Source organism: Paenalicyclobacillus macrosporangiidus (genome assembly GCF_900116805.1).
Classification (GTDB): Bacteria; Bacillota; Bacilli; order Alicyclobacillales; family Alicyclobacillaceae; genus Alicyclobacillus_H; species Alicyclobacillus_H macrosporangiidus.
Window position 1 is genome coordinate 30,546 of record NZ_FPBV01000026.1, and the last position, 13,097, is coordinate 43,642.

A 13,097-nucleotide genomic window follows, 5' to 3' on the forward strand; every position below is an offset into this window, starting at 1 on the left:
CCCGCCCCCTCACCATCTTCCGCCGCACCATCGCTGTGGCGCCCGCGGGTGCTTCAAGAGTGCGGCCGCGCAATCGTGGATCATGGTGGTATCTCTTGTGGTATCTTTTGTGTCGATGGAGCTCAATCGCGCGGAATCCATGAGCCCTCGCCCGGATGAAATCTTCCGTGAGGAGGCGTTGCACCGTGCAAAACCAGGCGATTCTCTTGGCCAAACGTCCGGTCGGTTTGCCGGGTCCGGACACGTTCCAGTTCGTGTCTTCCGACATCCCCGAGCCGCGCGAGGGCCAGGTGTTGATCCGGACCCTGTGGCTCTCGGTCGATCCGTACATGCGCGGCCGCATGAACGACGTCAAGTCGTACACGCCCCCGTTTCCCGTCGGTGAACCCATCCGGGGCGGCGGCATCGGCGAGGTGGTGGCATCCCGCCATCCAGCCTACAGACCGGGAGATCTGATCACTGGCGATCTGCCCTGGCAGCTGTATGCCCTGTCGGACGGCCGCGGCATCCGCCCCGTCGATCCAAACCTCCGCCCGGTGACCGCCGCACTCGGCGTCGTCGGCATGACGGGGCTGACGGCCTACTTCGGCCTCCTGGAAGTCGGCCGGCCCAAGCCGGGGGAGACGGTGGTCGTCTCCGGCGCCGCCGGCGCGGTCGGAAGCGTGGCCGGCCAACTGGCGAAGATGAACGGATGCCGGGTCGTGGGCGTCGCGGGATCGAACGAGAAGATCCGGTATCTGACCGAGGAGCTGGGATTCGACGCGGGGATCAACTATAAGACGGACGACCTCCGATCTGCCCTGCGGGACGCCTGCCCGAACGGCATCGACGTCTACTTTGACAACGTCGGCGGCCCGGTGACCGACGCCGTGCTGTTCCAGATGAACGACTTCGGCCGCATCGTGCTGTGCGGCCAAATCGCGGCGTACAATCTGGAACGCCCCGAGGTGGGCCCGCGCCTGTTCCCGCTGTTCGTGATGCGCCGGTTGTGCGCCCAGGGATTCATCGTCAGCGACTTCGCCCGCCGCTTCGACGAAGGGCTCCGCCGCCTCGCCGCGTGGCACCAGTCGGGGCGGCTGAAGTGCCGCGAGACGGTGGTGGAAGGGTTCGAGCGCCTGCCCGACGCCTTCCTCGGCCTGTTCCGCGGCGACAACATTGGCAAGCTCTTGGTAAAGGTGGCCGAACCGAGTCAACCAGCCAGGGCATGAACCACCGGCACCGGTGTACCGAGCTCCAGCGCATCCGGACCCATCCGGCAGCGATAGGCCAACACGCGCACGCCGCAGTCCGCCGCCTCCTCCAGGGCGCGGGCGAACACCGGATCCATCGCACCATTCTGCGCGAATGCACGGGCGTCCTCGCGTTGGATGAGGAAGAGCACTGCAGCATCGTACCCTTCCCGCACCGCGGCCATCAGCTCGTTCACGTGTTTCGATCCGCGCCCAGCGCGTCGCCCGCCACCCGGTGAGGCGCCTGGGAATCCACATTGACCCATCCGCTCGGAGCCTGAACGGCGATCACCGAGTACCTGGTCGCCCGCATCCCGTCCTTCGCCGGCTCCATGGCCACGGTCGCCCCGGGTACGAACAGCTCCCGCAGCCGGCCGGTGCTCTTCACGTGGACCCGCAGCTCCTCCCCGCCCAGGCGGACCCGCGCCATGAACCGGTTGATCCGTTCGATCCACTGCCCGTACACCACGCCGTCATACGTCACCCGGCTTCCCTCATTTCTGCGGTATGAGTCCTGTCGAAACACCTCGTCACACATCGTCGTGCGGATCTGGAGCTCTGCCGCAATCCCCACGGGAACCGCGGCCACCGTCCGCCGCCTGCAGCGTCTCGTTCAGTGCGTTGGTGAAAAAGGACACGATGTCCGGCACGTTGGGGAAATGGCGGTTCGTCTTGCATGCGCCAAGGGTGTACCGGCCGTCTTGCTCCTGCAGCACACCCGCGCGGACCATGGAGGTGAGCGCACGGTGCACGGCACGGCGCGGGTTGGCGCGAAGATCCGCAGCCGCCTGCACGGACTCCGGCAACTGCGCCAAGAAGTGCATCACGCCCCGTTCCACCTCGGCTCGGGTGAGCCCTGTGGAGGCACCGGCCGCGGGTGTACGGCCGGCCGCCACCAACGCCGGATGCGCCTGGGGTTGGCCCGGGATCTGCGTGGGGCGCGCTTCCTCATCCCCGGAACCGGTATCGCGGTGGCCCCCTGTCGTGAGAACGTGCAGGATCACCTGGCTGACCGTGATCACGCGGTGGGCGCGCAGCATCTGGACGACATCCTGGGCAGGGGGCACGGGCACGATGCGCACCCAAACGCCGAGGCGCCGTCTGTATGCGAACGGATCGTACGAAATGGCAGCGATGTAGTGTTGGCGCGCGGCGCGGAACAGCGGTTCATAGGCCAGCCGGAACCGGTGCAGGAGGCCATCGTCGCTGTACTTGCCCTCCGGCGTGAGGAACAGGGTACCGCCTGTCTCCACTTCCTTCACCAGGCCATTGATCTGTTCCGTCAAGGCGGTGCGCATCGCCTCCCGGACCTGGCTGCGGACCTCCCGCCGCAACGCGGTCAGCGAAGCGGGGCGTTGTGCCGCGTCGAATGCGGCGGCGCTCCACAGGGCGGAGAGCGGGTCCTCCGCACGGAGCCCCAAGGATTGCAGCGCCTGCTCGGTGAACACCTCGCGGAGTGGCCGGTTTCCGGCCGCGCGCAGGGCCTGATAACCGTAACTGGCGAACGGGCGGGAAAGCGGTTGGTTTTCTATGGGGCGCACGCCCACCGCGGCGAACAGGGGGCCGAGGTTCACGCGGCGCAGGAAACGCTTGAGTTTGGGGAACCGCAGCGCCAGGAAGCCCGGCTCAAACAGGCGCTGGGACGCCGCGTAATAGACAGGGTGGCGCCACGGTCCGGCCAACGTCAGCCAGGCGGGCAGGACCATGCCGTCGAGATCGTGCAGGTGGTTGGAGATGACGAGGGTCGACCCGCGCCGCAGCGGCAAACGGCCGTCGACGCGCACACGGCACTGGACGAGCACGGCCGTCGCGACGATGACGGCAATCAACAAGCGCAGCGGGACACCCCAAAGCGGGGACCGCGTCCGCGTCCCGACACGCAGAACAGTCAGGCCGCCCAGTCCCAGACTGACCCCCGCCAGCACAAACAGAACCTGGTACCCGTGACTCGGCTGCGCGAACCGCCCGAGCAGCCACGCACCGACCACAGGCGCGATGACGGCGGGAAGGGTGGACGCGATGCCCCAGATGCCAAGATCGCGGGCGATGCTGCGGGCGTCCGGCAGAACGTCCACCGTGAGCGCCCAACCGGTGGACAGGAAGGCGCCGTAGCCGAGGCCGAACAGCACGGCAAAGGCGTACAGCCACGACGGCGACTGCAGGAACGCAAATCCGATGGCGGCCAGCGCCATCGGAGCACCGGAGAGGGCCACCAGGTTGCGGCGCTGCGTCCGATCCGAGATACGGCCCAGATAGATGCTGGAGAGGACGGCCCCGAACAGCGCCAGGGTGGCGACGCCCGCGGTGCCTGCCGTTGGGTTGTGCATGTGCAGGACGTCTTGGAAGAAGTACATGACAAAGGTCATCAGCAGCGTCATGCCGAAGGTCACAAACGCCTGCGCCCAGAAGACGCTGAAAAAGTCGCGCCGGTTGGCGGCAGGTGGACGCAGCGACAGCGTGATCGACGGCGCCCCCTTCCCCGTATCCGAATGATGGCCCTGCCGCGGTCCGTCCGCGCTTCCCCCTTCGATCCCGTCGGTGTCGGGCTCACGAACCCACAGCACGGTGGCGAGCATCCCCGCCAACATCGCGGCGGCCATGGCGGCGACGACCCGGACCGGTCCCAGTACCCCTGACAGGACCAGCCCGCAGATGTTGCCCAGCAGCGTCGCGACGCCTTGTCCACCGGCCGCCAGGCCGCGAGATTCCGCCGGAACCACGTCCGACCACAGGGCTTGGTATCCCGCGACGGTGATGCCTTGGCCGACAATCGAAAGCAGAAACGAGATCACCCACAGGCCGAAGTGATGGGTATCGTACATGCCAAAGAGCCCGAGGGCATTGAGCAAGCCTCCGTACAGAATGAACGGACGGCGCTTTCCGCCACGCGCTTTGACCGAGTCGGACCAGATTCCGGCGATGAGCGGAAGCAGCATGGAGACGAGGGCGCTGATGGCGGCCAGTTGACCGAGCACCTGGGTGTGCCGGGGCCCCGTTAGGCGATCCAAGGCCGCCGGTACCACGATGGTGAGCAATGCCGAGGTGTGAAAGTTGAGCGAGAACGCATAGAGATTGACAGCATACACGTGGACAGCGATGGATTTTTGTCGCTCCGACAGATGTAACAGCACGGTGCGGCAACCCCCTGGAAAACTTCTCAGCGGTCTTGCAGAACCCAGGAACCGATTCAGCACACCACATACTGCCACAACGTGTTTTTCTTGCTCTGGTATATTATAGGACTCCGTGTGTTTGTAGAACAATCCGTCGTCCATCCGTCCTCCAGCCATCGTTCGCCCGGCGGCCAGGTGCGATGGACATGGACGCCTTGAGGGACCCCTTCCTGTCGCACACGTCACGTGCCCAGTCTCCTCCAGATGTGCTACAGTCGAATGGAATCCCGTTGCATCATGGTCTTGGACAGACACACATGGAGAATCAGGAAGGAGGATCACGGGACATGAGCGTGTACGACTTTACCGTTGAGACGGCGGACGGACAGTTGAAACCGCTGTCGGATTATCGCGGGAAGGTGCTGTTGATTGTCAACACGGCCAGCCGTTGCGGATTCACGCCTCAGTACGCCGGCTTGCAGAAGCTGTATGAGGCGCACCACGAGAAGGGCTTTGAGGTGCTGGCGTTTCCCTGCAACCAGTTTGGTGGTCAGGAACCCGGAACGAATGAGGAGATTCAGACCTTCTGCAAGGTCAACTACCAGGTGACGTTCCCGGTGTTCGCCAAGATTGAGGTGAACGGTGAGCACGCGCACCCCCTGTACAAGTACTTGAAGTCCCAGGAAAAGGGCGTGCTGGGCACGGAGGCTATCAAGTGGAACTTTACCAAGTTCCTGGTGGACCGTCAGGGCAACGTCATCAAGCGGTTCGCGCCAAACGTGCCGCCTGAAGCGTGCGAACCGGACATCGTCGCGGCGCTGAATCAGCCCTGACCAGCGTTTCGCGATCTGGAACGGATGAGCAGCCTCCTCCCCTGACGGCCGGAGGTGCGACGGCGCGGAGGGTATCCCCCATCCGCGCCGCCCCATTCCTGGATGTCCTCTTGCGAAAACCGCACGTCTGCGGTATGAATGGATGTGAGTGATTACTCACTTCAATTCGAGGAGTGAATGGCATGCCCGGCCAGGAAGGTCGCACAGAGGAATGGGGAATCCAGGTCAGCCACGTGGATCGCAGATTTGGCAAGAAAATGGTGCTGCAAGACATCAGCCTCGAGGTCAAGCCGGCGGAGGTCTTCGGACTGTTGGGGCCCAGCGGTTCCGGGAAGACCACCCTCGTCAAAATCATCGCCGGGATTGACGAAGCGACCCGAGGAACCGTCGTCGTGGGCGGCGTCCAGATGCCCCGGATCGACATGTTGGGAAAAATCGGATACATGGCTCAGTCGGACGCCCTGTACACGGATCTGACGGCGAAGGAGAATCTGGACTTTTTCGCATCCTTGTTTGGCCTGCCGAGCAAACAGCGAAAGCGGAGAATCGAGGAAGTCATGGAACTGGTCAACCTCACCGATTCCATGAAGAAGCTGGTCTCCGCTTACTCGGGCGGGATGAAACGGCGGCTTTCCCTCGCCATCGCGCTGCTGCATCGGCCGCGCGTGCTGATTTTGGATGAGCCGACGGTCGGGATCGATCCCGCCCTGCGCGCCTCCATCTGGAATGAATTGCGGGCGATGGGCAGGGCCGGAACCACCATCCTGGTGACGACCCATGTCATGGACGAAGCGGAGAAATGTGACCGTTTGGGCATGCTTCGCGATGGACGGCTGATTGCCGTTGGGACGCCGGACGAACTCAAGGCGCACACGCATTCCGCGACCATCGAAGAAGCATTCCTCGCCTATGGAGGTGTTCGCGGATGAGGATTCGCGCCCTGGCTTTCCGGATTTGGCGTCAATTCCTGCACGACAAGCGCACCTTGATGCTCATGTTGGTGGCACCCCTCCTGATTCTCACACTGGTATCTTTGGTCTTCAACGGAAGCACGTACAGGCCGAAAATCGGCATCGTCGACGTCCCCGCCATGATTACAGAGCGCCTGTCGCAGGAAGACGTCAACCTGATTTCCTATGCCTCGACGACCAGCGCACTCGACGCCCTGAAGACTCAGACCATCGATGCCTACATCAGCATGCAGAACGGAACGCCGGACGTCGTGTTGGAAGGGAGCGATCCCTCCAAGAACAAGGCGATTCTTCTTGACTTGCAGCGGCTCGTTCAGGCTTCGCCGGGATCGCCGGCCGGGTCTGTGCAGCCGAAAATCTCGTATCTGTACGGATCGGCCGACATGTCCTCCTTCGACAACTTCGGCCCGGTCCTCATCGGGTTCTTCGCCTTCTTCTTCGTATTTTTGGTCGCCGGGATCTCGTTCCTGAAGGAACGCACCACAGGCACCCTTGAGCGCCTCGTGGCCACGCCCATCAAACGCTGGGAGATTGTCATCGGCTATGTGATCGGCTTTGGCCTCTTCACCACCATTCAAGCTATTCTGATCACCTGGTTCAGCGTCGACATCTTGGGCATGATGATGAACGGGATGCTCATCAATCTATTGCTGGTCACTTTGCTGCTGTCCATCACCGCCCTCACGCTGGGGATCTTCTTGTCGTCCTTTGCCAACTCAGAGTTCCAAATGATGCAGTTCATCCCGCTCGTCATCGTGCCGCAGGTGTTCTTCTCAGGGCTGTTCAACATCGACACGATGGCGCAGTGGCTGCGCTGGCTGAGCAAAATCATGCCCCTCTACTACGGAGCGGACGCCATGCGCAACGTCATGATCCGAGGCAAGTCGTTTGGCGACATCGCGGTGGATTTGGCCGTGCTTCTCGGGTTCTCCATCGTGTTCATGGTGCTGAACGTGTTGACGCTGCGCAAGTATCGGAAGGTGTAGGAGCATCGTCGTCGGGGCAGTTTTTGACGCGAGGGTTTCGTCCCTGGTCGCGCGAATGGTCTTCTCGCCCACACTGGATCTATCTTGGGAGTGAACCACATGGCCGACGAGATGGAACAGTGGCTGTCGTCACTTCTCCGTCTCATCGATGAAGACGAGAAGATGACCGAAAGGCAGATCCGAATCATCCAAGCCGCGGTGGACACATTTGCGGAAAAGGGATACGCGTCGACGTCGACGGCCGAGATCGCACAGAAAGCCGGCGTGGCCGAGGGTACCATTTTCCGTCACTACAAGACCAAGAAAGACCTCCTGTTGTCGATTGTCACGCCGATGATGTCGAAGCTGGTGGCGCCGTTCGTGCTCCGGGACTTTCTGAAGGTCCTGGACACGGAATACCGACACTTTGAGGATTTCTTGCGCGCCGCCATGCGCAACCGGCTTGAGTTCGTGAAAAAGAATGCACCGATTGTGAAGATCATGCTGCACGAGATCCCGTTTCATCCCGAGTTGCGGGACAAGTTCAAGGAGGAGCTCATCCCTCAGGTGGCCGAACGGCTCAGGCGCATCGTCACGCATTTTCAGGCTCGCGGGGAAATCGTGGAGATGCCCCCGTTCGCGGTCGTGAGAATGAGCGTGTCGGCCGTGCTGGGCTACATTCTGACCCGGTGTTTTCTGTTTCCGGAGTATGACTGGAACGATGAGGAAGAGATTGAGCGTGTGGTCCGTTTTATCATGCACGGATTGACACCCAAGAGCGGTGCGGATTGAGGCCTTGTCGATGGCCGATCCTCGGTTCCGCGCAGCCCTTGTTGCAGCCCTTGCTTCACTGCAGCGGCCCTTGCTTCACTGCAGCAGTCCTTGCTTCACTGCAGCGACCCTTGCCTAAATCGATCATTCTCGATATATTGAAGGCATGGACCTGATGTTGGCATTGAAGGCGTTGGCGAATCCGGTCCGCCTGCAGATCCTGAACTGGCTCAGAGAACCTCGACGCTACTTCTCTGACCAGCAGGTCGGAGATCTCGACGTCGATGGCGTCTGTGTCAGTGTGATCCAACGGCGGGCGGACCTCTCCCAGTCCACCGTATCCCAGTACCTGACGGATCTGCAGCGGGCAGGACTGGTGCAGTCCAAACGGGTGGGCCAGTGGACCTACTACCGCCGGGATGAAGAGGGGATTCGCCGGTTTCTTGAAGAGTTGGAGCGAGCCGTCGGTCCAGGGGAATCGGATTCCTCGTAGTGGCGGCGGCTCGGACCATGAAGGGTGGGTCAATTTTTTGGTCTCTATATCGATATATATCGAATTCCAAATACGATAAGGCGCAATCCGAGGAGGAGTGACTGATGTTTCATCCGCCCATCTCTTCACAGGTGACGGACAACCGGGGCTACCGCCGCATGTTTTCGCCGAAGAAACTCACACTCGGCCTGTTCTTCCCCATCGAAAACTTCTCCGGCGACGAGCCCACCATGCAGGACCAGGAACGGCTTGCCCGCCGCGCAGAGGAACTCGGGTTCGCGGCCCTGTGGGTGCGGGACGTACCGCTGCGCGATCCCAACTTCGGCGACGTGGGCCAAGTGTTCGACCCGTGGGTGTATCTCGGCTGGATCGCGGCGCACACTCGGGAGATCGCCTTGGCCACCGGTTCCATCGTATTGACGCTGCGCCACCCCTTGCACACGGCGAAGGCCGCGGCATCCGTGGATCAACTGTCCGGCGGGCGGTTGGTGCTGGGCGTCGGTTCTGGCGATCGCCCGGTGGAGTTTCCCGCCTTCGGAGTGCCTTTCGACGAGCGAGGGGACCGATTCCGGCACAATCTGCAGATCCTGCGCGAAGCCTGGTCCAAGGAGTTCCCGGTTCTCTCCTCCCCGTATTACGGTCACATGCAGGACGCCGACTTGGTTCCGAAGCCCTCCGCGCAGATTCCCGTCCTGGTCACTGGGCACAGCCAGCAGAGCCTGGATTGGATCGCCAAGGAGGCGGACGGCTGGATCACGTATCCACGGGCACTTTCCATCCAGTCTCAGATCGCCCGACGGTGGCAGGAAGCATTGGCGCAAGCGGCTCCTGGCCAATTCAAGCCGATGGTTCAGTCGTTCTATGTCGATCTCACAGACGATCCCGATATTCCGCCAGAACCCATTCACCTCGGCTTCCGCGGCGGTCGCAAGGCCGTGCTGGCCTATCTGAAAGGGCTGGAGCAGATCGGCGTGAACCACGTCATCCTCAATTTCAAGTACGGTCGACGCCCTGCGGAGGAAGTGTTGGAGGAAATCGGCGAGGAAGTCTTGCCGCTGCTGAAGTGACCCCGCCCCGACAGAAGGGTTCAGCCATCCAGGCCGAACCCTTCACAAACTCTTACCCATGTTTTTGCCGTTTCGCCAGTTTAGGCCTCGTCATATCGCCGCTTCTTCGGGCCTCATTAGAAGTGGATGTGCGCGATCGACATCACCGCGACGATGGCCCCGATTCCGATGCAGTAATAGGCAAAGGGACGGAACGCCCGCACCTCGTGGGTTTTGAAATACTTCATGAGAAATGCGGTGCTCACGTAGGCCACAATACCCGCCAGAATCCCGCCAACCACCCCATACTGCAAGATATGGGTCTCGTGGGTCTTGAGAACCTTCGGCACCTCAAGGATGCCGGCTCCCAAAATGATGGGCGTTGCCAGCAAGAAACTGAATCGAGCCGATTCCTCATAGGACAAACCCGTTCCGAGTCCCGCAGTCATGGTGATTCCAGATCTCGATATCCCCGGAATTAACGCCAACACCTGAGCGCAACCAATCAGGAAGCTCTGAACGTAGCTCATTTTTGCAATCCGCAAATGACCAGGACCCCTCTTGAGCCGATCCGCGATGAGAAGGATGACGCCATTCACCATCAAAAAGATGGCGGCAGATAAGGAAGAAGAGAACAACTCCCTGAATTTATGTTCAAACAATTTGCCGATGATCGCGGCTGGGATGGTCGCCACCACTAGCAACAACAACGTGCGCCTGCGTGCGGCCCGACTGCGATTGGGATGAGCGGTTTGAAAGAGGGCCCCGATGAAGTCCAGCCAGTCCCGGAAGAAATAAATCACAAGCGCTAAGGCCGTGCCGAGATGCAGCATCACAACGAACGGGAGGAACTGGTCCGAATCGAGCATGTCCGACCATCCAGCGAGATACGGCAAGATCACAGCATGTCCGACGCTGCTGATGGGGAAAAGCTCGGTGATGCCTTGAACGAGTGAGGTGATAAGGATTTGTGACCAGTGCATGTCGCTCGACATCGTCCTTTCTTTGCGGATTCCACAGTGCGGCACATGAGGTAATCCCTATTACGGGACATATAGGAACAGGATTGACCTTTGGATTCACCTCACTCGCTGCGCGGCATGGCAAGGCGCGCGAGAGCGGAACCGTGATGACGCAAGATGGCTTTCGAAACAAGTACAAGTATACATGCCGGTTGTTAATCCTCTGTAAAGGTTTCGTGAAGCTATCTGATACGGAGGGCAAAAAGATATGATTCGATTTTCGTGTAACGTTTGTGTGAGGCCTGTCCCCGAGAGGAAGGGGGAATCCAAAAATCGGCAGTTTCTAACTCCAGAAGCTTTGCGGAATAAGAGAAAGGCGTGGGGGGAAGGATGTCGGATTGAATGCACGCCGCCTGCTGTCACAGGCCTTGGAGGCCGTCGATCCACAGCGAATGTGCTATCGGGACAAAGATCGCTGGAGTGGGTGAACCGGAAACAGCGTACCGTTGTGATGTGGTGGAAGATACCGACATCCAGCGGGTGTACCGGATCCCTGCAAGGTGGCCCTATGGAGTGGTGGGAACGCCCCGCAGGGGCACAACCGGCACCGGTTCATCCAACTCCAGCACATCCGGCCCCACCCGGCAGCGGTACGCCAACACGCGAACGCCGCGCTCCGCCGCCTCCTGGAGGGCGCGGGCGAACACAGGATCCATCGCAACATTGGGCGCGAATACCCGAGCGTCCTCACGTTGAATGAGGAAGAGCACCGCGGCCTCGTACCCGTCCCGTACCGCGGCCATCAGCTCGCTTACGTGTTTCGATCCACGCCCCGTCGGCGCATCCGGAAACTTCGCCACACCGTCCTCCACGAGCGTCACACCCTTGACCTCGATGAAGCCGATGCGCTCCGAGGATCGGTACTGCAGATCGAAGCGCGAATGACCATACCGCACTTCCCGGCGAACATCCGTCACCGCGCCGAACTCCGATATTTCGCCTGCGGCCAGCGCGTCACCCGCCACCCGGTGAGGCGCCTGGGAATCCACATTGACCCATCCGCTCGATGTTCGAACCGCGATCACGGAGTACCTGGTCGCCCGCCGCAGGTCCTTCGCCGGCTCCATGGCCACGGTCGCCCCGGGTATGAACAACTCCCGCAGACGGCCGGTGTTCTTCACGTGGACGCGCAGCTCCTCGCCGCCCAGGCGGACCCGTGCGGCAAACCGGTTGATCCGTTCGATCCACTGTCCGTACACCACACCGTCATACGTCACTCAGCTTCCCCCATTTTCGGCGGAATGACTTCCGGTCGAAACGCATTCATTGTCGAACGGATCGGGAGCCCTTCCGCAATCCCACGAAAACTCGGCCATCCCGCCCACATACGTCTCAGTCAATGCGACACGGTTCTGATCAAACCGAAGGACCTCGTCCGTGGCATGACAGGATCGACGATCCAATCCCCGCAAACGAATCGCAACCCCAGACTGCTCATGCAGCCGAAATTTCGTCCTTTGGTCTCTTTCCCGGCTGATCTCTTTCCCGGCCGCCGCAATAGGTACGTATATGGCAAAACCGCCTGAGTGCCATGTCGGCCTCAGGCGGTTTCCATCATTGTGTGGAGCGGGTGAGGGGAATCGAACCCCCGCGGCCAGCTTGGAAGGCTGGAGTTCTACCACTGAACTACACCCGCATGGTTTGACAGTTTAAATGGTAACGAGTCCAGGCCCGAATCCGCCGGCTCTGTTCGGCCGAGTCCCACGTGAAAACCGTGGTGGGCCCACTAGGACTCGAACCTAGAACCAACCGGTTATGAGCCGGCCGCTCTGACCATTGAGCTATGGGCCCAATTCTGGAGCGGTAGACGGGATTTGAACCCGCGACCCCCGCCTTGGCAAGGCGGTGCTCTACCCCTGAGCCACTACCGCACACTCGCCCAATGATGCCTGAGCACGTATTAATATACCACGGATACCCGGTTCAGGCAAGGTGCAAACCTTTCCATGGCCTCTACAGCGTCACCTCCGCCGGACTTCCTCCGCCCCATCGGCCCCTCGGCACACATCGGTATAATGGCGTCCATCCACGTGGGTGCAAGATCCGCACCTTCGCCTGCGAATCCACCCATGCCAGTCCCTTGAGTCCCGTGAGCCGGCCGCAAGTCGGCCGCGTCCCCGCGGGCTGGTCAAATATCATGAGGGACTCCCCTCGGCCCTCCCATCGTCTGCAGTGCTCTGATGTCGGTTACACACGCCGTACGGGTAGATGCCATCGCGAGCGACGTGGAAGGCAGTCCTCATCACACGCACCGCATCATCGGAAGATCTCAGCGCCTTACACACGATACACCAAATGTACGGGCTCCGGAGTGGTTGATCGCGATAATCCTGCATCTCTCATCCCCTTCATCCGTGCCCTCCCGTCGGCACACAGGTACTAACTTATCACGCCCTGTGTGTCGATAGGTGTCAAAATGGCGGTTGGAATGATGGACCTTGATGCCCGTTTTCTTCCCCATCCTGCATTGAATCCACTCCGCCACTTTGAGCAGGCGCAGCCCTCATCCGGTTTACCTGCTAAAAATGTCACCAAACGGTGCCGTCAATGTACTAAATAGGGTCTGCTGAACGAGTCTTTCTGCGAGATTCGACGGCACTTGGTTTGTATGCTGTTGTATGGCGTCTTGGCCTGCCGCCAAACGTCACGCGAGC

General features: G+C 61.0%; 12 protein-coding genes and 3 tRNA genes. 7 read left to right on the top strand and 8 right to left on the bottom strand.

All coding sequences use genetic code 11. The features are described from left to right. The first annotated feature begins 155 nt into the window (after window positions 1-155). Window positions 156-1,208, top strand: a complete 1,053-nt coding sequence (locus BM357_RS16315) for an NADP-dependent oxidoreductase (RefSeq protein ID WP_074955970.1) — start codon at window positions 156-158, stop codon at window positions 1,206-1,208. Here the strand turns inward: BM357_RS16315 and BM357_RS20120 are convergent. From BM357_RS20120 to BM357_RS16330, 3 genes are read right to left on the bottom strand one after another with little or no spacing between them, the layout of a single operon-like run. Continuing rightward, the gene (locus tag BM357_RS20120) at window positions 1,190-1,426 is read right to left on the bottom strand and encodes a DNA/RNA nuclease SfsA (RefSeq protein ID WP_074955973.1); all 237 of its coding nucleotides are present in this window, start codon (window positions 1,424-1,426) and stop codon (window positions 1,190-1,192) included. The two genes, BM357_RS16315 and BM357_RS20120, sit on opposite strands and share 19 nt — an antisense overlap. After that, entirely contained in the window at window positions 1,423-1,713 is a 291-nt protein-coding gene (locus BM357_RS20125) for a PDDEXK family nuclease (protein ID WP_074955976.1), read from the bottom strand. Before BM357_RS20125 ends, BM357_RS20120 begins: the two co-directional genes overlap by 4 nt. A gap of 46 nt (window positions 1,714-1,759) precedes the next feature. Next, window positions 1,760-4,360: an MFS transporter gene (locus BM357_RS16330; protein ID WP_074955980.1), complete on the bottom strand. Its 2,601-nt coding sequence runs from the start codon at window positions 4,358-4,360 to the stop codon at window positions 1,760-1,762. A gap of 329 nt (window positions 4,361-4,689) precedes the next feature. On the opposite strand from BM357_RS16330, the gene BM357_RS16335 reads away from it, so the two are divergent. From BM357_RS16335 to BM357_RS16360, 6 genes are all read left to right on the top strand, one after another. Next, window positions 4,690-5,175: a glutathione peroxidase gene (locus BM357_RS16335; RefSeq protein WP_074955983.1), complete on the top strand. Its 486-nt coding sequence runs from the start codon at window positions 4,690-4,692 to the stop codon at window positions 5,173-5,175. A 182-nt stretch (window positions 5,176-5,357) separates the two neighbouring features. Further along, complete coding sequence (locus tag BM357_RS16340) at window positions 5,358-6,104, top strand: ABC transporter ATP-binding protein (protein ID WP_074955986.1); 747 nt, start codon at window positions 5,358-5,360, stop codon at window positions 6,102-6,104. Then, window positions 6,101-7,132, top strand: coding sequence for an ABC transporter permease (locus BM357_RS16345; protein ID WP_074955990.1), 1,032 nt, complete (start codon window positions 6,101-6,103; stop codon window positions 7,130-7,132). The genes BM357_RS16340 and BM357_RS16345 overlap by 4 nt, the downstream gene beginning before the upstream one ends. Before the next feature lie 99 nt (window positions 7,133-7,231). After that, the gene (locus tag BM357_RS16350; RefSeq protein WP_074955994.1) at window positions 7,232-7,903 is read left to right on the top strand and encodes a TetR/AcrR family transcriptional regulator; all 672 of its coding nucleotides are present in this window, start codon (window positions 7,232-7,234) and stop codon (window positions 7,901-7,903) included. A 154-nt stretch (window positions 7,904-8,057) separates the two neighbouring features. Then, window positions 8,058-8,375, top strand: a complete 318-nt coding sequence (locus tag BM357_RS16355) for an ArsR/SmtB family transcription factor (RefSeq protein WP_245784052.1) — start codon at window positions 8,058-8,060, stop codon at window positions 8,373-8,375. Window positions 8,376-8,479: 104 nt separating this feature from the next. After that, window positions 8,480-9,442: an LLM class oxidoreductase gene (locus BM357_RS16360; RefSeq protein ID WP_074956000.1), complete on the top strand. Its 963-nt coding sequence runs from the start codon at window positions 8,480-8,482 to the stop codon at window positions 9,440-9,442. Between the two features lie 116 nt (window positions 9,443-9,558). Here the strand turns inward: BM357_RS16360 and BM357_RS16365 are convergent, their stop codons facing one another. The 5 genes from BM357_RS16365 to BM357_RS16385 form a co-directional block, all read right to left on the bottom strand. Further along, window positions 9,559-10,416 carry an undecaprenyl-diphosphate phosphatase gene (locus tag BM357_RS16365; protein ID WP_245784053.1) on the bottom strand — a complete coding sequence of 286 codons (858 nt, stop codon included), beginning with the start codon at window positions 10,414-10,416 and terminating at the stop codon, window positions 9,559-9,561. A 533-nt stretch (window positions 10,417-10,949) separates the two neighbouring features. Next, window positions 10,950-11,660, bottom strand: a complete 711-nt coding sequence (gene sfsA / locus BM357_RS16370) for a DNA/RNA nuclease SfsA (protein WP_074956006.1) — start codon at window positions 11,658-11,660, stop codon at window positions 10,950-10,952. A gap of 345 nt (window positions 11,661-12,005) precedes the next feature. Further along, window positions 12,006-12,079 (bottom strand) — tRNA-Gly (locus BM357_RS16375). Between the two features lie 79 nt (window positions 12,080-12,158). Continuing rightward, window positions 12,159-12,234 (bottom strand) — tRNA-Ile (locus BM357_RS16380). 5 nt (window positions 12,235-12,239) lie between these two features. After that, window positions 12,240-12,314, bottom strand: a tRNA-Gly gene (locus BM357_RS16385). Window positions 12,315-13,097 lie beyond the last annotated feature (783 nt).

What these genes read in the sequence shown, in the direction of transcription:
- BM357_RS16315 (WP_074955970.1), top strand. Translation starts at nt 156, where the DNA reads ATGAAATCTTCCGTGAGGAGGCGTTGCACCGTGCAAAACCAGGCGATT.
- BM357_RS16335 (WP_074955983.1), top strand. Translation starts at nt 4,690, where the DNA reads ATGAGCGTGTACGACTTTACCGTTGAGACGGCGGACGGACAGTTGAAA.
- BM357_RS16340 (WP_074955986.1), top strand. Translation starts at nt 5,358, where the DNA reads ATGCCCGGCCAGGAAGGTCGCACAGAGGAATGGGGAATCCAGGTCAGC.
- BM357_RS16345 (WP_074955990.1), top strand. Translation starts at nt 6,101, where the DNA reads ATGAGGATTCGCGCCCTGGCTTTCCGGATTTGGCGTCAATTCCTGCAC.
- BM357_RS16350 (WP_074955994.1), top strand. Translation starts at nt 7,232, where the DNA reads ATGGCCGACGAGATGGAACAGTGGCTGTCGTCACTTCTCCGTCTCATC.
- BM357_RS16355 (WP_245784052.1), top strand. Translation starts at nt 8,058, where the DNA reads ATGTTGGCATTGAAGGCGTTGGCGAATCCGGTCCGCCTGCAGATCCTG.
- BM357_RS16360 (WP_074956000.1), top strand. Translation starts at nt 8,480, where the DNA reads ATGTTTCATCCGCCCATCTCTTCACAGGTGACGGACAACCGGGGCTAC.
- BM357_RS16365 (WP_245784053.1), bottom strand. Translation starts at nt 10,416, where the DNA reads ATGTCGAGCGACATGCACTGGTCACAAATCCTTATCACCTCACTCGTT.